This is a genomic window from Micromonospora aurantiaca ATCC 27029 (assembly GCF_000145235.1).
Classification (GTDB): Bacteria; Actinomycetota; Actinomycetes; order Mycobacteriales; family Micromonosporaceae; genus Micromonospora; species Micromonospora aurantiaca.
Genome location: NC_014391.1, coordinates 3,185,333 through 3,203,549, shown reverse-complemented (window position 1 = coordinate 3,203,549; position 18,217 = coordinate 3,185,333). Strand labels below are relative to the sequence as shown.

The 18,217-nt window shown below is 74.2% G+C and carries 12 protein-coding genes and 1 pseudogene; 4 read left to right on the top strand and 9 right to left on the bottom strand.

From position 1 onward, the window contains the following. Nucleotides 1–3 precede the first annotated feature (3 nt). From MICAU_RS13950 to MICAU_RS13935, 4 genes are all read right to left on the bottom strand, one after another. Nucleotides 4–1,449, bottom strand: coding sequence for a serine/threonine-protein kinase (locus MICAU_RS13950; protein ID WP_013285961.1), 1,446 nt, complete (start codon nucleotides 1,447–1,449; stop codon nucleotides 4–6). A gap of 62 nt (nucleotides 1,450–1,511) precedes the next feature. Then, entirely contained in the window at nucleotides 1,512–2,348 is an 837-nt protein-coding gene (locus tag MICAU_RS13945) for an SAM-dependent methyltransferase (protein WP_013285960.1), read from the bottom strand. A gap of 75 nt (nucleotides 2,349–2,423) precedes the next feature. After that, nucleotides 2,424–3,311 carry a Sco1979 family transcriptional regulator gene (locus MICAU_RS13940; RefSeq protein ID WP_013285959.1) on the bottom strand — a complete coding sequence of 296 codons (888 nt, stop codon included), beginning with the start codon at nucleotides 3,309–3,311 and terminating at the stop codon, nucleotides 2,424–2,426. A 105-nt stretch (nucleotides 3,312–3,416) separates the two neighbouring features. After that, nucleotides 3,417–3,674 carry a DUF397 domain-containing protein gene (locus MICAU_RS13935; protein WP_013285958.1) on the bottom strand — a complete coding sequence of 86 codons (258 nt, stop codon included), beginning with the start codon at nucleotides 3,672–3,674 and terminating at the stop codon, nucleotides 3,417–3,419. Nucleotides 3,675–3,897: 223 nt separating this feature from the next. Between MICAU_RS13935 and MICAU_RS13930 the strand changes: the two genes are divergently transcribed. After that, nucleotides 3,898–4,533 (top strand): GGDEF domain-containing protein, encoded by a 636-nt coding sequence (locus MICAU_RS13930; RefSeq protein ID WP_030269102.1) that lies wholly within the window; start codon nucleotides 3,898–3,900, stop codon nucleotides 4,531–4,533. A gap of 168 nt (nucleotides 4,534–4,701) precedes the next feature. On the opposite strand, the gene MICAU_RS13925 is transcribed toward MICAU_RS13930, so the two are convergent. Further along, entirely contained in the window at nucleotides 4,702–5,196 is a 495-nt protein-coding gene (locus MICAU_RS13925; protein ID WP_013285956.1) for a type II toxin-antitoxin system PemK/MazF family toxin, read from the bottom strand. Nucleotides 5,197–5,275: 79 nt separating this feature from the next. Between MICAU_RS13925 and MICAU_RS13920 the strand changes: the two genes are divergently transcribed. From MICAU_RS13920 to MICAU_RS13910, 3 genes are all read left to right on the top strand, one after another. After that, entirely contained in the window at nucleotides 5,276–5,872 is a 597-nt protein-coding gene (locus MICAU_RS13920) for a DUF4291 domain-containing protein (RefSeq protein WP_244879760.1), read from the top strand. Nucleotides 5,873–5,966: 94 nt separating this feature from the next. Next, nucleotides 5,967–6,479, top strand: a complete 513-nt coding sequence (locus MICAU_RS13915) for an NUDIX hydrolase (protein ID WP_013285954.1) — start codon at nucleotides 5,967–5,969, stop codon at nucleotides 6,477–6,479. Nucleotides 6,480–6,521: 42 nt separating this feature from the next. Further along, entirely contained in the window at nucleotides 6,522–7,736 is a 1,215-nt protein-coding gene (locus MICAU_RS13910) for a hypothetical protein (RefSeq protein WP_013285953.1), read from the top strand. On the opposite strand, the pseudogene MICAU_RS13905 reads toward MICAU_RS13910, so the two are convergent. The 4 genes and pseudogenes from MICAU_RS13905 to MICAU_RS13890 form a co-directional block, all read right to left on the bottom strand. Continuing rightward, a pseudogene (locus MICAU_RS13905) lies at nucleotides 7,682–9,295 on the bottom strand (DUF885 domain-containing protein). The gene MICAU_RS13910 and the pseudogene MICAU_RS13905 sit on opposite strands and share 55 nt — an antisense overlap. Before the next feature lie 130 nt (nucleotides 9,296–9,425). Beyond that, complete coding sequence (locus tag MICAU_RS13900) at nucleotides 9,426–14,912, bottom strand: non-ribosomal peptide synthetase/MFS transporter (RefSeq protein ID WP_013285952.1); 5,487 nt, start codon at nucleotides 14,910–14,912, stop codon at nucleotides 9,426–9,428. After that, nucleotides 14,912–18,031, bottom strand: coding sequence for a non-ribosomal peptide synthetase (locus MICAU_RS13895; protein WP_013285951.1), 3,120 nt, complete (start codon nucleotides 18,029–18,031; stop codon nucleotides 14,912–14,914). Before MICAU_RS13895 ends, MICAU_RS13900 begins: the two co-directional genes overlap by 1 nt. After that, nucleotides 18,028–18,216 carry an MbtH family protein gene (locus tag MICAU_RS13890; protein ID WP_013285950.1) on the bottom strand — a complete coding sequence of 63 codons (189 nt, stop codon included), beginning with the start codon at nucleotides 18,214–18,216 and terminating at the stop codon, nucleotides 18,028–18,030. The genes MICAU_RS13895 and MICAU_RS13890 overlap by 4 nt, the downstream gene beginning before the upstream one ends. Nucleotide 18,217: the final 1 nt, after the last annotated feature.

Sequence of the window (18,217 nt, the reverse complement as noted above, 5' to 3'; positions counted from 1 at the left end):
CGGTCAGCCTTCGTCGGCGGCGCCGCCGCGCAGCCGTTCGTAGCCGTCGATCAGCTTGCGCAGCGCGGCGGCGGTGACCGGATCGATCTTGTCGTCCTCGGCCGCGTCCTCGATCTTCTCCCGCAGGTCCTCGACCCGCTTGTCGCGGTCCTTCGGCTTGCCCCGGTCCAGCTCGGCGGCCTTCTTCCGCAGGTCGTCGGCCGTCTTGCGGTCGATCAGCCCGATCGCCTCGGCCCGGTCGAGCAGCTCACCGAACCGGTCGCCGAGCTGACGCAGCGTCACCGGCTCGGCTGCCGCCGACGTCGGCGCGGCACTGCTGGGCTCCGGGGCGGGCGGTTCGGCGGCACGCGTCGACGGGCCGGCGGTGGGCGCGGCGGCCGGCGGCGTGCCGGAGCCGTCGCCCCACACCAGCGAGCCGACCACCGCGAGCAGCAGCACCACGGCACCGGCGACGAGCAGCCCGAGCAGCCGGTTCGACGAGACCGCCGGGCGCGGCGGCGCGACGGGACGTGCCGGCGGGACCGGGCGGGACGCGGCGGCCGGGGACCGCTCGACGAGGGTGGGCGGGTGCGCCACCGGCGCCACTGTGGGCAGGATCGCGGTCGGCGGGTCCACCGGGCGGCCCGCGCCGAGCCGGTCGGCGAGCCGGGCCGCGGTGGGCCGCCGCTCCGGGTCCGCCGCCAGGCAGGCCAGGACCAGGTCGGCGATCTCCGGCGGCAGGCCGGGCACCCGCAGCGGCGGGACCGGCGGCCGGTTGCGCCGCACGTCCAGCACGTCGTCCCAGCTGCGCACCGGCAGCGGCGCCTGACCGGTGAGGCTGCGGTACAGCAGCACGCCGAGCGCGTACACGTCGCCGGCCGGGTTCGCCGGGCCGGGGTCGAGCCGTTCCGGGGCGAAGTAGGCGGGAGTGCCCATCAGCAGCGCGCCGGTCTGCCCGGTGACCGGGTGCGGGCCGGCGGGCGCGGCGATGCCGAAGTCAAGCACCTTCGCGCCGGTCTCGGTGAGCATCACGTTGGCCGGCTTGATGTCGCGGTGCACCACGCCGATCCGGTGCGCCGCGGCCAGCGCCCCGGCGACCTGCCCGGCCGTGCGGACCGCGTCCGGCCAGGCCAGCGGCCCGCCGGCCAGCCGGTCGGCGAGCGTCTGGCCCTCCACCAGCTCCATCACCAGGTACGGGACCACGACGCCGCCGTCCAGCGTCGCCTCGCCGTAGTCGTACACCTGGGTCACGTGCGGGTGGGTGAGCCGCGCCGCCGCGCGGGCCTCGCGCTGGATGACCGCCCGCAGTTGCGGATCGGCGGCGAGCTGCCCGGCGAGGGCCTTGACCGCGACGGGCCGGTGCAGCACCTCGTCGTCGGCGCGCCACACCTCGGACATCCCGCCGAGGCCGATGCGTTCGCGCAGGACATATCGGTCGTGCAGGCGCAGGGCGGGCGTGAAAGGCGACATGATGCCTCCAGTCTGCCCGTCCGGTCCCCGTGCCCGTCAACCGCCCGGCGCGAGGGCCCGGGTCAGGGCTTGCGGGCGACCCCGCCGTACATGCTGACGTCGACCACCGACGGGCGCGGCTCGGGCTCGCCGTCGGCGCGCCACTCGGCGACCGAGCAGACGCCCGGCTCGACCAGCTCCAGGCCGTCGAAGAAGCGCACGACCTCCTCCCGGCTGCGCAGGTTGATCACGCCGTGCGGACCGCCGCCGCGGGCTGCCGCCTTCGCCTCGGCGGCCAGCTCCTCCGGCAGGTAGTCGTGGGTGGCGTGCGAGGCGGCCAGGTAACTGCCGGCGGGCAACGCGTCCAGCAGGCGGCCGACGATCGCGTACGGATCTTCACCGTCGGGCACGAAGTGCAGCACCGCCAGCAGCATCAACGCCACCGGCTGGGAGAGATCCAGCGTGCGGCGCAGGTCGGGGTGGGCGAGGATGCGCTCCGGGTCACGCAGGTCCGCGTCGAGGTAGGCGGTGGCGCCCTCGGGCGAGCTGGTGAGCAGCGCGCGGGCGTGGGCCAGCACGATCGGGTCGTTGTCGACGTAGACCACCCGGGCGCGCGGGTCGGTCGACTGCGCCACCTCGTGCGTGTTGTCGGCGGTGGGGATGCCGGTGCCGATGTCCAGGAACTGCCGGATGCCCGCCTCGCCGGCCAGGTGCCGCACCGCACGACGCAGGAACCGCCGGTTCTCCAGCGCGCTGATCCGGATGGTCGGGAACCGGGCGGCCATCGCGTCGCCGGAGTCGCGGTCGGCCTGGAAGTTGTCCTTGCCGCCGAGCCAGTAGTTGTACCGGCGGGCGGGATGCGCCACGGTGGTGTCGATCCGGCCCGACTCGGGTGCCGTACCTGGTGCGTCGCTGGTCAAGGCCGCCTCCACGACTCGCGTGCCACCGTCCACTGTCTCCGGTCGCCGTCATGCTACTGCCCGGCGCCGCGCCGCTCAGGCCGGGTACAGCTCGTCGCGCATGCGGGCCAGCAACTCGGGGGTCCGCTCCGGCGGCGCGGCCTCCACGCACAACCTCTCCATCGCCTCGGCGTAGAAGTCGAGGTCGTCGCGCTTGTCCAGGTAGATCGCGCTGGTGAGCTGCTCGATGTAGACGATGTCGGGCAGGTCGGCGTCACCGAAGCGCAGGATGCTGAACGCGCCGCTGGCCGCGGCGTGCCCGCCGGCGGCGAACGGGACTATCTGCAACCGCACGTGCGGGCCCGAGGTCGCCTCGATCAGCGCGTCCATCTGCTCGCGCATCACCGCGGCACCGCCGATCGGGCGGCGCAGCACCGCCTCGTCGAGCACCGCCCACAACTGCGGCGGGTTGGGGCGCCGCAGCAGTTCCTTGCGCTGCATCCGCAGCTCCACCCGCCGGTCCAGCTCCGCCGCCGACGCGCTGCGGTGGCCGAGCAGGATCACCTCCCGGGCGTACGCGGCGGTCTGCAACAGGCCGGGCACGAACTGCACCTCGTACGTGCGGATCAGCGCGGCGGCCGCCTCCAGGCCCAGGTACGACTGGAACCAGGCGGGGAGCACATCGCCGTAGCGGTGCCACCAGCCCGGGCTGTTCGCGTCCCGGGCCAGCTTGAGCAGCGCGTCACGGTCCTCCGGAGCGGTGACGCCGTAGAGCGTGAGCAGGTCGGCCACGTCGCGCTCCTTGAAGCCGACCCGGCCCAGCTCCATCCGGCTGATCTTCGACTCCGACGAGCGGATCTCCCAGCCGGCCGTCTCGCGGCTGACCCCGGCGCTCTCCCGCAGCCGGCGCAGCTGCCCGCCGAGCAGCATGCGCAGCACTGTCGGACCGCTTGTCGGACCACCCTCGACGGGCACCGTCGCCACCTGACCGCCCTCGCATCCCGACCGCCCCGGCCGGGCACCCTCCCGGACCGACGAGTAAGCATGCCATGAACCGACAGTGAGGTGAACTCCTCCGGACGGACGGAGTCAGTCCCGTGTACGGGACGGCGGGATCAGGTGGTCGAAGTCGCCGTCCCGGGCGCCGAGCACGAACGCGGCGATCTCGTCCACTGTGTAGATCAGTGCCGGACCCTCGGGGTGCCGGGAGTTGCGGACCGCGATGCCGCCACCGCCGGGCAACTCGGCCAGTTCGACGCAGTTGCCGCTGGGGTTGCTGCGGCGGCTCTTCAACCAGCGCATCGGTGGCAACTCGGTCACGGGCACGCCGTTCGGGGGTTGCTGCATGGGCGTCCTTCGGGATGAGCCAGCCGAGGCCGCGGGAGGAGCGGTGGGTGGCGACGTCTGTCGACTGAGGAGTGAGATGCACGTGCATCTGCTATTGCATCTGCAATGGACAGAGAGCATGATAACCGAAATACGGTGTGCCGGTTCGTTCACGCACGGTGACCCGAGCCCGGCCCCGGGACGCCGCTCCGCGCGGCTTCGGGACTGCGGTGAGGAGGACGCGTTGGCGGATCCGATGACCATCGCCTCCGGCATCTCCGCGGCGGGCGCGCTCGTCTCCGCCTGGCAGTTACGCCGCCGCGCGCTGCGCGCCGAAGCCGAGATCGAGCTGCTCCAGGCTGAGCTGGCCGCCGAGCGGCACGCCGCCAGCCACGATCCGCTCACCGGGCTGCCGAACCGCCGCGCGTTCTTCCGGCTGGCCGCCGCCCTGCTCACCGACCCTGCCGGGCAGCCACTCGTCGCGGTGGTGCTCGACCTGGACAACTTCAAGCAGGTCAACGACCGCTACGGGCACGCCGCCGGAGACCAGGTGCTGGTCAGCGTGGCGCAGCGGCTCGCCGCGTTCGCCGGCCCCAACCTGGTGGCCCGGCTCGGCGGCGACGAGTTCGCCGGTCTGCTGGCCAGCCCGACCGCGGACCGCCGGTGGATCGAGCACGCCACCCGGCGGCTCTGCGAGGCGCTCGCCGCGCCGATCCCGCTGGGCGCGCGCAGCATCCAGGTCACCGCCTCGGTCGGGCTCGCGCCGGTGCACTGCCCCACCCAGCTCACCGACGCGCTCTGCCGCGCCGACGCGGCCATGTACGAGGCGAAGACGCTCGGCGCCGCCCGTCCGGCCCGCCAGCTCGTCGCGGAGTGCTGAGTCCGGCTCGTCCGTTAGCTCGTCGCGGGGTGCCGGGCACGGTCCGCCTTGCCTGCCCCAGCTCGTCGCGGGGTGCTGGGCGGCACGTCCGTCGCGGACCGCTGGGCCCGGTCCGCCTTGCCTGCCCCAGCTCGTCGCGGGGTGCCGGGGCGGGCTCCGTCCGGTGGGTCAGCGCCAGCCGTAGCCGGCGCGCAACGCCTGCCCGACCCGGTCGAACCGCGGCCGGTCCAGCACCGCACCCTCGCGGCGGATGCTGTCCTCGCGCATGGTGAGCACCCGGTCCAGGCGTACCCAGCTCGGCCGACTGTCCCGGTCCCACTCCCCCGGGCCGAGCGCCAGCCAGTGCCGCTGGCCGTCCCGGTCGCTCTGGCTGGACAGCATCAGCCCGAACAGCGTGCGGCTGTGCCGCCCCACCACCAGCACCGGACGGTCCTTGCCCTGGCGGGGATCGTCCTCGTAGGGCACCCAGGTCCACACGATCTCGCCCGGGTCGGCCTGCCCGTCCGGCTCCGGGGCGTACGACAACTCGCGGCGCTGCAACGCGCTGACCTGGCGGCGGCGCGCGACCTGCGCCGGGATCGGCCCGCCGGTGCGGGCCGGGGCGGGCACGACCCGGGTGATCCGGCCGAGCCGCGACGCCACGTTCTTCAACAGACCTGCCACGGCGGGCAGCCTATCGGTCGGGGTACGCCGGGCCCGGAATCGGGTCGCCGGGACGGCTATGCGGTGCGACGATGCCCCGGTGCCAGTGCCCCGCCACCAGATCCGCGCCGCGTACACCGGCACCGCCGTCACCGTCTACCAGGCGTACCCGCCGGAGATCGCCGACGCGGCGCTGCGCGCGGGCCGGTTCGTGCCGCCCTTCAAGCGGGAGCGGATGACCTGGATCAAGCCCTCGTTCCGCTGGATGATGTATCGCTGCGGCTGGGCGCTCAAGCCGTGCCAGGAGCGGGTGCTGGCGGTCGACATCAGCCGGGCCGGCTTCGAGTGGGCCCTGCGGCACGCCTGCCTCAGCAGCTACGACCCGCGCCTGCACCCGGACCGGGACGCCTGGCGGCACAGCCTGCGGGTCAGCCCGGTGCGGGTGCAGTGGGATCCGGAACGCTCGCTGCGGCTGGCGCCCCTGCCGTACCGCTCGCTACAGGTCGGACTGACCGGCGACGCGGTACGCCGGTACGTCGACGAGTGGGTGGTCGGGCTCACCGACGTCACCGGGCTGGCCCGGTCGGTGCACGGTCGGCTCACCGACGGCGACGAGGCCGGAGCGGCGGCGCTGCTGCCGGTGGAGCGGCCGTACCCACTGCCGGCCGAGGTGGCGCGCGTCGTCGACGCGGGCTGAGCGGGTCCGGTGCCGCGCCGGGCGGCGCGATGTTAATAAGGGGCCCTTCTACTACCGGAGGCGTTAATAGGGGGCCCTTCCTTACGCTGGGGGCGTGGAGTTGCCCGACGATCTGCCGCTGTTCGAGCGCAGCGCGGTGCGGCTGGTGGTGCTCGACGCCGCCGACCGCCTGCTGCTGTTCCACACCCGCGACCCGGACCATCCGGACCTCGGCGTGTGGTGGGAGCTGCCCGGCGGCGGCCTGGACCCGGGCGAGACGTACCGGGAGGCGGCGGTACGCGAGCTGCGCGAGGAGACAGGTATCGCGATCGGCCCGGACGAGGTGGGCGCGCCGACGTGGCGGCGGCGGGCCAGCTTCCGGCACCGGCAGCGCCGCCACCTCCAGGACGAGGTGGTGGTGACGGTACGGCTGCCCGGCCCCGGGCCGGACGTGGACGAGGCGCTGCGGCTGGACTACGAGGTGGAGGACTACTTCGGGTTCCGCTGGTGGCCGCTGGCCGAGGTGCTCGCCGAGCGGCCGCGCTGCTATCCCGGGCGGCTGCCCGAGCTGCTGCCGGCGTTCCTGGCCGGGAAGGAGATCGACGAGCCGTTCGAACTGTGGTCGTGACCGGGGCGTGCCACCGGGCGCGGCGGCGGGCAGAGTGGAGCCGTGACTCCTCTGCGCGCACCCCTGGCCCGTTACGCCGATCGGCTGCATCGCGCCGCCGGTGACACCCACCACGTCGCCTCCCCGCTGGGCGCCTGGCTGCTGCTGGCGCTGGCCGGCCCGGCCGCCACCGGCGACGCCCGCGCGGCGCTGACCGAGGCGCTCGACGCCGACCCGGACGACGCCGCCGCCGAGGCCCGGGCGCTGCTCGCCGCGCCGCACCCGATGGTCGCCGCCGCCACCGCGCTGTGGGAGCGCACCCCGGCCGACGAGCTGGCCGCGTGGCGGGCCGCCCTGCCGGAGAACACCGAACGCGGTCCGCTGCCGGACCAGGCGGCGCTGGACGCCTGGGCCCGGGAGCGTACCGGCGGGCTGATCGACCGCTTCCCGGTCGACGTCGCCCCGGACACCCTGCTGGTCCTGGCCAGCGCGCTCGCGACCCGGGTGTCGTGGGCCGACCCGTTCGACACGGCCCCGGGCACGGATCTGGGCGCGGGCAGCGCCTGGGCCGGGCGGCTGAGCCGGGTGCTGCGGACACCGCCGTTCGGGCACCGCTGCTGGGTGGCGGCCACCGACCGGGCCGGTGACGTGGCGGTGCACGCGGTGCCGGCCCGCACCGGCGACGACGGCGCGGGGATGCTCGTGGTGTCGGTGGCCGCCGCGCCCGAGGTGCCCGCGGCCGACGTGCTGGCCGCCGCGCAGGAGCTGGCGAGCGCCGCCGCGCTCATCCCGGACTCCGTGCCGGGCCGCCTGTCACTGTTCGACCTGCCGCTGGGCGAGACGCCGCTGTGGACGCTGCGGGAGAAGCCGGTCAACACGTTCGCCCCGGACGGCCGGGAGGAACGCGCCACGGCGGTGCTGCCCTGCTGGTCGGCGCGCAGCCGGCACGACCTGACCGCACCCGGGTTCGGCTTCGACGCGGCGGCCCGGGCGCTCGGCGAGCTGCTGGGCCTGGCCGGGCCGGGGTTCGACGCAGCGCAGTCCGCGGTGGCCCGGTTCGGGCGCTACGGTTTCGAGGCCGCCGCGGTGACCGCGTTCGGCATGGTGGCCGGCCTGCCGCCCGAGGGTGTCGCCCGCGTCGCCGAGCTGCGGTTCGGTCACCCGTACGCGGTGGTCGCGGTGACCACCGACCCGGCCGGTGGGCCGTGGCACGCGCTGCCTGTCTACTCCGCCTGGGTGGCCGACCCGGAGGAGCTGCCCGCCGACGAGGCCGGATAGGCGGCGAGCGCGCTCGTGAGCTGGTCCAGTCCCAGCGAGCCGAGTTCCAGCGCCCGGTTGTGGAACGCGCGCCGGTCGCCGGGGAACACCGCGCGGCCGTCCCGCCACACCCGCTCCCCCACCTTGTAGGTCAGCGCCTGCCCGGGCCGGCCCAGGTAGCGGGCCAGTTCCAGTGGCGCGTACGGGCCCTGGTGGCAGCGCTCGCGCAGCAGGTCCAGCGCGGCGTCCGGCGTCCACCGCGCGCCGCCGCCGGAGGGCATCGGCAGCTTCAGGTGCAGGCCGATGTCGAGCACCACCCGGGCCGCCCGCAGCAACTGCATGAACAGGTGTCCCAGCCGGGCGCCCGGCTGCTCGTAGAGTCCCAGCTCGTCCATGAACCGCTCGGCGTACAGGGCCCAGCCCTCCTGGGCGCCGGAGAGCCCGCCGAGCAGGTTCAGCCGCTGACCGGGGCCGCCCCGGCACGCCTCCGAGCCGAGGTGCAGGTGGTGGCCGGGGACGCCCTCGTGGTACACGGTGCTGTACGCCCACTAGGTGGAGAAGTGCTCCCGGCCCTCGGGCAGCAGCCACGAGACCCGGCCCGGCCGGGTCAGGTCCCGCGACGGCCCGATGTAGGCGGTGCCGCCCGACGTGGTGACCCGTGACTCGATGCGCCGCAGCGGCGCCGGGATGTCGAAGTGCGTGCCGTGCATCCGCTCGGTGGTGGCCTCCAGCAGCTCCTGGAGCCAGGCGGCGAACGCGTCCCGGCCGCGCAGGACGCCGGGCGCGTCGGGACGGTCGAGCCGGTCCCGCACCTCGGGCACGGTGCCGCCCAGGGTTCTCGCCTCGGCGACCAGTTCCGCCTCGATCGCGGTGAACTCGTCCCAGCCCCACGCGTACAGCTCGCGCAGGTCCGGTTCCGCGCCGAGGAAGGCCCGCACCCAGAGGGCGTACCGCGCCGGGCCGAAGGCCTCGTCGTCGTGCGCCCGGGGCGCGAGGTCCGCGGTGAGCGTCGCGGCGAATCTCCGGTACGCCTCCCGCGAGCCCTCGACCGCCGCCTGCAACGAGGCGCGCTGCGGGCCGTCGCCGTACCGCTCCACCAGGGCGATGTCGTCGTCGATCCAGGCGCGGCAGCGCTGCGTCACCAGCTCCACCTGACGCCGGGCCGGCAGATGACCGCGCGCTGCGGCGAGCACGAGGCTCCGGGCGTACCCGTCGAGTGCGGCCGGGATCGCGGCCTGGCGCGCGCCGACGCGGGCCCAGCCGTCCTCGGAGGCCGCGTGCCCGGCGTCGCGGCCCGGTACGGCGGACTCGACGCACTGCCGGATGAGCTGGAGCGGGCCGGTGGCCGCGGCGTGCAGTTCCCGCAGGTCCTCCCCGGCGTCGTGGAAGGCGATCCGGGCGCGCAGCCGTTCGGCGAGGTGGGCGTACAGCGGGGTCGCGGGCAGCGCCTCGATCCGGCGCAGGGCGCGGGCGGCGAGGTCGGCGCGGGCCTGGTGACCGTCCGGGCTGTAGTCGGTGAGGCCGTCGGCGTCCTGCTCACCGGCCTCGACCACTGCGGCGCACGGATCGAGGCGCCCCATCTCCCGCAACAGCGCGTCGGTGACGTCCTCGCTCATCGCACCGATGCTAGCCCCGGTGATCAAGGAGTTCGCGCCGGCCGGAAGCCCGGAACCGACGCGAATTCCTTGATCAACCTGATGGGAGGCGGGGTCAGACCGAGACGAGTTCCTTCTTCTCGGCCTTGGCGGCCAGGCGCTTCTCACGCTCCTGGGCGCCGATCAGGTCGTCCGGCAGGGAGTCCTCCACCTCCAGGTCGAACCGGCGCAGCAGCCGGATCGCGAACCCGCCCAGCGTGATGAGGATCAGCGCCGCGCCGAAGCAGATGTACGCGAAACCGATGCCCCGGCCCGGTCCGGTGCCGATCACCGCGCCCACCGAACCGGCCAGCGCCCCACCGGGTGCGAGCATCGGCTCGAACAGCGCGGTGGCGCCGGGCGCGAGCAGCGCGAACCCGATCGGCAGCGTCGACCAGGAGATGGTCTGGTTGAGGCTGAACACCCGGCCGTGGAAGCGCTGCGGCACCTTCACCTGGACGATCGTCGCGTAGATCGACTGCGCGGTGGTCATCGACATGGCCAGCCAGCAGAAGCCGACGCAGATCATCGCCACCGACGCGTCCAGGCCGATCAGCACGCAGCCGATCGCGGTGCCCAGGTTGCCGATCAGCACGCCGATCATCCGGCGCTTGCGCGGACCGCCCCACAGCGACATCAGCACGCCGCCGAGCACCGCGCCGACCGCCTCGGCCAGCGCCACCTGCGCCACCTGGGTCGGGCTGCCGAACGACAGCACCAGCGGCGTGATGAGCACCAGCGCGGGCGCCAGGAAGATGTTGCCCAGCGCGAAGTAGCCGAGCATCAGCCGGAACCCGCGGTGCCGCCACGAGTAGCGCATGCCGTTGGCGATGGCCACCAGCAGCCGTTCCCGGGGCCGCCAGCCCAGCGCGTCCGGGAAGCGGACCACGGCGAGGGTGAGCACCGCGAACACGTAGCTGGCCACGTCGACCAGCAGGATGCCCTTCAGCTCGATGGTGGCGAGCAGGCCGGCCGCGAACGCCGGCATGAGCAGCGTGGCCACACCGGTGGACAGCTGGGTGATGCCCATGGCGTGCCCGAGGTAGCGCTTGGGCACCAGCTGCGGCACCGCCGACTGGAACGCGATCCGCTGGAACGAACCGGCCACCGAACTGAGCGCCACCAGCATGTAGATGTGCCAGAGCACCAGGTTGTCGGTCCACAACAGGGCCGCCAGCACGAGCTGGACGGACCCGGCGAAGCAGCTCGCCGTCATCATGATCCGGCGCCGGCTGACCCGGTCGACAAGCGCGCCGGCCACCGGCAGCATGAGCACGCCGCAGATCAGCGCGAGCGCCCAGAGCAGGCCGAGGTTCGCCACCGAGCCGGTGCGGTTGAACAGCCAGATCGGCAGCGCGAACGCGGTCAGCGCGGAACCGGTGCTGGAGATGAGCTGACCGGTCGTGATGGCCATGAACCGGCCCATGCTCGGCTTGACCGTCTTGGTGGGCTTGCGGTCCTCGCCCACCCGCAGCGTGTCGGCCACCACCCAGCCGGCGTCCTCACCCCGGGCCTCCGGCGTCAGCGCGCTGACGTCACCGGCGACCACCGCCGGGTGCACCTGCGTGACGATCTCGGCCAGTTCCTCGGCGCGGTACTTGAGGAAGAAGTGCCCGGCCTGGTCGAGGACGACGAGGCCGAGCGTGTCGCTGAGGAACTGCCACTCGGCGTACCGCTCGCGGTAGTAGTCGGTCACCGGGTCCTCGGAGCCGACCACCGAGATGATCGGCGTCCGGAGCTTCGCCGCCTGCTGGTCCAGCAGCCGGGTGAAGTACTCCTCCGAGGCGCGGGAGTCGGCCCGCATGTTGCTGATGATCCGGTCGGCCTGCTCCGGGTCCAGCTCGTCGGTGTCCACACCCATCGACTTGAGCCAGCTCGCGGAGTGCCTGTTGCTGCTGAGCCGCTCGAGGCGGTCGCGGAGCGCCGCGATCACGCCCTTCGGGCGGGCGAACGGGAACATGGCGCCGATGTAGACGGCCTCCAGCTCCCGGCCGGCCGCCTCGACCTTGCGGGCCACGTCGGCGAGGATGGCGCTGCCCACGCCGCAGTGGCCGTACAGGGCGATCGGCCCCTCGACCCGCTCCAGGATCTCGTCGGCCACCCGGCTGGTCAGCTCGTCGAACGGCAGCGCGTCCTCGCTCAGACCCACGTCGTGGCCGGGGATCGCCAGCGACCACAGCCCGTACCCGGCCGGCAGCGCGTCGGCCAGCGGCTGGTAGACGATGGCGCTGCCGCCGCCGTACGGGACGCAGACGTACGTCAGCACCCGCTTACCCGCCGGGATCGGCTTGGTCAGCTCGTAGAGCAGCCGGCGTGGCCCTTCCTGCGCGGCGTCGCCGGAGATGAACGCGGCGAGGTCGCGGATGGTGCGCTGCTGGAACAGGTCCATCACGCCGACCGCCCGGCCGCCCAGCTCCGCCTTGCGGATCTTGGCGACGACCTGGGTGGCGAGCATCGAGTGCCCGCCCAGGTCGAAGAAGTCGTCGTCGATGCCGAGCGTGTCCACGCCCAGCACCTCGGACCAGATCGCGGCGAGCGCCCGCTCGGTGTCGTCGCGCGGCTCCACGAGCGCCACCGACGCCTCGCGGGTGACCACCGGCGCGGGCAGCGCCTTGCGGTCCAGCTTGCCGTTGGGGGTCAGCGGCAGCGCGTCGAGCGTGACGAACGCGGCTGGCACCATGTACTCGGGCAGCGTGTCCTTCAGCGCCGCCTTCAGCGCGGCGTGCTCGGCCTCCCCGACCAGGTACGCGGTGAGCCGCTTGTCGCCCGGGCTGTCCTCGCGGACGATCACCGTCGCCTCGGTGACGCCCGGCTGATCGCGCAGCGCGCTCTCGATCTCGCCCAGCTCGATGCGCAGACCGCGCAGCTTGACCTGGTGGTCGATGCGGCCCAGGAACTCGATCACCCCGGCGCCGTCCGGGCCGACGACCCAGCGGGCCAGGTCGCCGGTGCGGTAGAGACGGGCGCCCGGCTCGGCGGAGAACGGGTCGGGGACGAACTTCTCCGCCGTCAGCGCGGGTCGGCGGTGGTAGCCGCGGGCCAGCCCGGCACCGCCGATGTGCAGCTCACCGGCCACCCCGACCGGGCACTGCGCACCGGACGGGTCGAGCACGTGCAGCCGCAGGTTGGCGATCGGCGCGCCGATCGGCACGCTGGACACCTGCGCGAGCCGGTCCGGCTCGCACGCCCAGGCGGTCACGTCGATGGCCGCCTCGGTCGGGCCGTACAGGTTGTGCAGGCCGCACCAGGGCAGCCGGGCGGTGAAGTCGGTGGCCGAGGCCAGCGGCAGCTCCTCACCGGAGCAGATCACCCGGCGCAGCGCGGTGGCCGCCTCCACGCCGTCCTCGGCGAGGAAGACGGTCAGCATCGACGGGACGAAGTGGGCGGTGGTGATCCGCTCGGACACCAGCAGGTCGCGCAGGTAACCGGCGTCCTTGTGGCCGCCGGGCTTGGCCAGCACCAGGCGGGCGCCGGTGCGCAGCGGCCAGAAGAACTCCCACACCGACACGTCGAAGCTGGCCAGGGTCTTCTGGAGCACCGCGTCGTCGGCGCCGAGGCCGTACGTCTTCTGCATCCAGTCGAGCCGGTTGACGATGCCCCGGTGTGTGTTCGGCACGCCCTTCGGGCGGCCGGTGGACCCGGAGGTGTAGATGACGTACGCCAGGTTCTCCGGCCCGGCGGCCGGTGCCGGGTCGGTGTCGGGCCGGTCGGCCCAGACCGTGGCGTCGTCGAGTTCGAGCACCGTGGCGCCGGTGTCGGGCAGCACGTCGCGCAGGTGCGACTGAACGAGCACCACAGGCGCGTCCGCGTCGCCGACCATGAACGCGAGCCGGTCGGCCGGGTACTCCGGGTCCAGCGGCAGGTACGCGCCGCCGGCCTTGAGCACGCCGAGCAGGCCGGCGACCAGTTCCACCGACCGTTCCGCGCAGACGCCGACCAGGGTCTCCGGGCCGACACCGGCCGCGCGCAGCCGGTGCGCGACGCGGTTGGCCTGCGCGTTCAGCTCGGCGTACGTGCGGCTGTGCCCGTCGATGGTGACCGCGACCGCGTCCGGGGTGGCCGCGGCGCGCTCCTCGATCGGGCCGTGCAGCGTCTCGGTGCGCGGGAAGTCGGCTGTGGTGTCGTTCCAGGCGGCCAGCAGGTCCCGCTCGGCGGCGGGCAGCAGCGGCAGCCGGGACACCGGGGTGTCCGGCGCGGCGACGACGGCGTCCAGCAGCGCGGTCCACCGCTGCGCCATGCGCTCCACTGTGGCCCGGTCGAACAGGTCGGTGTTGAAGACCAGCTTGCCCCAGAGCCCGTCGACGGTCTCCACCGCGTGCAGCTCGAAGTCGAACCGGGTGGCCTGCAACTCCATCGGGGTCCAGGAGAACGTGACGTCGTCGGTGCGGGACACGCCGCGGAAGCGGCCCATCTCGTAGTTCTGGAGCACGAACATGGTCTGGAACACCGGGGAGCGGCTGACGTCGCGCGGCAGGCCCAGCTCGTGGACCACCTTGGCGAACGGCACCTCGGCGTGCTCGAACCCGTCGAGCACGGTACGGCGGGTGCGCTCCAGCAGCTCGGCGAACGTCGGGTCGTCGGCCAGGTCGGCGCGCAGCGGCAGCATGTTGATGAACATGCCGACGACGTTCTCCAGCTCCGGCGCGGACCGGCCGGCCACCGACGCGCCGATGGCGAAGTCGTCCTGGCCGGCGTGCCGGGCCAGCAGCACCTGGTACGCGGCGAGCAGCGTCATGAACAGGGTGCCGCCGCTGTCCCGGGTGAGCGCGTTGAGCGCCTCGGTGGCGGACGGGTCGAGCTGGAACTCGACGAAGTCACCCCGGTAGGTCTGGGTGGCCGGGCGGGGCCGGTCCAGCGGCAGTTCCAGCGGGGTGATGCCGGCCAGCCGCTGCTTCCAGTAGTCGACGTGCGCCCGGGCCTGCGGGCCGTCCAGCTCCTGGGCCTCCCAGACGGCGAAGTCGCCGTACTGGATCGGCAGGGCGGGCGGCTCGCCGCCCCGGTAGAGCGTGATCAGGTCGCGCAGCAGCACGTCCACCGACCAGCCGTCGCCGACGATGTGGTGCTGGGCGAGGAACAGCACGTGGTCGTCGGCGGTCAGCCGGATCAGCAGGGCCCGCAGCAGCGGCCCGTTGGCCAGATCGAACGGCTCGGCCGCCGCCGCGTCGACGAGCGCCTGCGCGGCGGCCTCGTCGGGCGCCTCCACCACCGTGAGCGGCACGTCGGCGGTGTCCGCGACGACCACTGTGGGACGGCCGTCGGCGTCGGCCGGGAAGCGGGTGCGCTGCGACTCGTGCCGGTCGGCGAGCGCGGTCAGGGCGGCGCGCAGCGCGTCCACGTCGAGTGGCCCGCGTACCCGCAGCGGCACCGCGATGTGGTACGCCGCCTCGCCCGGGGCGAGCTGGTCCATGAACCAGACCCGCTCCTGGGCGTAGGACAGCGGCACCTCCGCGCCGGACGGGCGGGGGGTGATCCGGGCCGCGGGGGCGGTCTGGCGGGCGCGTAGCCGTCGGGCGATCAGCGCCTGCCGGGCCGCCTCGCGGGCCGGATCCTTCAGGTCGGTCATCAGTTGGTTCCCTCTTCCGCCGCGAGCAGCGCGGCGACCTCGGTGTCGGAGAGCCCGTCGATTTCGGCGGCGATCCGCTGTTCGATCTGGGCGGCCAGTTCCGCCACCACGGGGCTGCTGAACAGCGCCCGCATGGGCAGGTCGACGTCCACCTCGGCGCGGATCCGGGCCATCGCCCGCATGCCGCGCAGCGAGTTGCCACCGAGGGCGAAGAAGTCGTCCAGGGCACCGACCTTCTCCACCTGGAGGATCTCGGCGTACACCTCGGCGACCAGACCCTCGGCCTCGGTGCGGGGCGCGACGTAGCTGTCCTGGGCCTGCTCGGCCGCCGCCGGGGCGGGCAGCGCGGCGCGGTCCAGCTTGCCGTTGGGCGTGAGCGGCAGCGCGTCCAGCCGGACCAGAGCGGCCGGCACCAGGTGCGCGGGCAGTTCGCGGGCGAGTTCGGCACGGACCGAGTCCTCGTGGGCCGGGCCCACCAGGTAGCCGACGAGCGTCGGCTCACCGCCGTCGGTGCGGACCGCAGCGGCGGCGGCGCGCACGTCCGGGTGGGCCAGCAGCGCCGCCTCGACCTCGCCCAGCTCGATCCGCATGCCGCGCACCTTGACCTGGTCGTCGCGGCGGCCCAGGTAGTCCAGCGTGCCGTCGGCACGCCAGCGGGCCAGGTCGCCGGTGGCGTACATCCGGGCGCCGGGCGGGCCGTACGGGCAGGGCAGGAACCGCTCGGCGGTGAGGCCGGGCCGGTCGTGGTAGCCGCGGGCGAGCTGGGTGCCGGTGACGTACAGCTCCCCCACCACGCCCGGCGGCACCGGCCGAAGCGCGGCGTCGAGCAGCAGCGCCCGGGTGTTCCAGGTGGGCGTGCCGATCGGCACCGGACCGGCCGGGACCGGCTCGCCGGGGGCGATGCGGGCCGCGACGCAGCCCACTGTGGCCTCCGTCGGGCCGTACTCGTTGATCACCGCCACGTCGGGGTGCGCGGCCCGCCAGACGGCGAGCTGCTCCCCGGTCAGCGCCTCGCCGCCGATCACCAGGTCGGCCGTCGGCGACAGCTCGCCGTCGAGCAGCGGCAGGTGGCTCGGCGTGACCTTGAGGAACGCCGGCCGGCCACCGGCGCGGGCGGCGGGCTCGTCGATCGCGGCGAGCCGTACCGTGCCGCCGGCGGTGAGCGTGCCGAGCAGACCGGTGACGGTCAGGTCGAACGACACCGGCGAGTGCAGCAGCGCCACCCCGGCCAGCCCCGGGTAGGTGGCGCGGGCCCAGGCCAGGTACGCGGTGACCGCCCGGTGCTCGACCACCACGCCCTTCGGACGGCCGGTGGAGCCGGAGGTGTGGAGCACGTACGCCGGGTGCTCCGGACGCAGCGGCGCGACCCGGTCGGCGTCGGTGAGGTCGTCGCCGGACTGGTCCGAGCCGACCTCGCCGTCGAGCACCAGCGCGTCGCCGGGCACCAGGCCGGCCGTGTCCGGCGCGGTCACCACCAGCGCGGGCGCGGCGTCCTCCACGAGGTACGCGATCCGGCCGGCCGGATACGCGGTGTCCACCGGCACGTACGCGGCACCGGCCTTGAGCACCGCCAGCATCGCCACGACCAGATCGCAGGAGCGGGGCAGCGCCAGCGCGACCCGGGTCTCCGGGCCGGCGCCGCGCGCCACCAGCAGCCGGGCCAGCCGGTTCGCGGCGGTGTTCAGCTCGCCGTAGCCGAGCGTCACGCCGTCGCAGACCAGCGCCGCCGCGTCCGGGGTGGCGGCGGCCTGCCGCTGCACCTCGTCGACCACAGTGGTCACCGGCACGTCGTGGGCGGTGTCGTTCCAGGCGCCGAGCACCCGTTCCCGCTCGGTGTCGGTGAGCAGCGGCAGCGCGCCGACCGTACGCTCCGGCTCGGCGACGGCGGCGGCGAGCAGCCGTACGTAGCGGCGGACCACGGTCTCGGCGGTGGACCGGTCGAACAGCTCGGTGCGGTACACCAGGCGGCAGTCGCCGGTGGTGATGTCGAAGGCCAGGTCGTCCTTCGTCGTGCCCAGCTCGACCGGGTCGAGGCCGGAGTCCGGGATCCAGTTCAGCGCGGTCTGGAAGATCGGCTGCACCGACGGGTCACGCTGTGGATCGACCGCCTCGACGATCTTCTGGAACGGCGTCTGCCCGTGCTCCATGGCGTCGATCAGGCCGTTGCGGACGCGGCCCAGCAGCGCAGCGAACGCCGGGTCGCCGGAGACGTCGCAGCGCAGCGCCACCGGGTTGACGAACATGCCGATCAGCGGCGTCAGCTCCGGGTTGTCCCGGCCCGCGGTGGAGACGCCGACCACCACGTCGGCGTCGCCGGAGATCCGCGACAGCAGCGCCGCGAAACCCGCCAGCAGCACCATGTACGGGGTGGCCTGCGCGCCGGTGGCCAGCGCGCCGATGCGGTCCAGCAGCCCGTCGGGCAGCGTGAAGCGCACCTCGTCACCGGCGAAGCCGAGCTGGGCCGGGCGGGGCCGGTCCAGCGGCAGGCCGGTGACCGCCGGAGCGCCGGCCAGGTGACCGGTCCAGAACGCGAGCTGCCGGTCCAGCTCCTCGCCGGTGAGCTGCTGGCGCTGCCAGACCGCGAAGTCCGCGTACTGGATGGGCAGCTCGGGCACGGCGGGCTCGGCGCCGGTGCGCGCGGCCTCGCAGAACGCGACCAGCTCGGCGTGGAGCAGCACCGCCGAGTGGCTGTCGAAGACGGCGTGGTGCACCACGAACGCCAGCGCCAGCCCCTCCTCCATCCGGATCAGCCGGGCCCGCCACAGCGGCGCCGCGTCCAGCGGGATCGGCGTGCGGGCCATCTCGCCGCGGATGCGCTCGAACTCGGCCCGCTGCTCACCGGCCGGCAGGTGGGTGATGTCGGTGACGGGCAGCGGCGCCGGCTCGTGGGCGCGCACGACCTGCACCAGCGCGCCGTCGTCGGTCCGCAGGTGGGTACGCAGCGCCTCGTGCCGGGCGATGACCCGGTTGACCACGTCGCCGGCCGTGTCCGCGTCCACGTCGGCCGGGAACAGCCACGGGAAGGACACGTTGAACACCGGTGACCCGGCGTCGAGCTGGTTGGCCATCCACACCCGCTCCTGGGCGTAGGAGGCCGGGAAGGTCCACTCCTGCGTCATGAGAGGGCCTCGCGCACCGAGCGGGGACGCATGTCGGTCCAGACCTCGTCGACGTGGGCCAGGCACTCCTCACGGCTGCCGGCGAAGCCGGTGTCGTGCCAGCCGGCGGGCAGGTCCCGGTCGGCCGACCAGATCGAGTACTGCTCCTCGTCGTTGCGGACGACCAGGAATCGGGGTTCGGCCATG

Coding starts and splice junctions, on each gene's coding strand:
- MICAU_RS13935 (WP_013285958.1), bottom strand. CDS start 3,674: ATGCAGCAACCCCCGAACGGCGTGCCCGTGACCGAGTTGCCACCGATG.
- MICAU_RS13950 (WP_013285961.1), bottom strand. CDS start 1,449: ATGTCGCCTTTCACGCCCGCCCTGCGCCTGCACGACCGATATGTCCTG.
- MICAU_RS13900 (WP_013285952.1), bottom strand. CDS start 14,912: ATGACCGACCTGAAGGATCCGGCCCGCGAGGCGGCCCGGCAGGCGCTG.
- MICAU_RS13890 (WP_013285950.1), bottom strand. CDS start 18,216: ATGGCCGAACCCCGATTCCTGGTCGTCCGCAACGACGAGGAGCAGTAC.
- MICAU_RS13895 (WP_013285951.1), bottom strand. CDS start 18,031: ATGACGCAGGAGTGGACCTTCCCGGCCTCCTACGCCCAGGAGCGGGTG.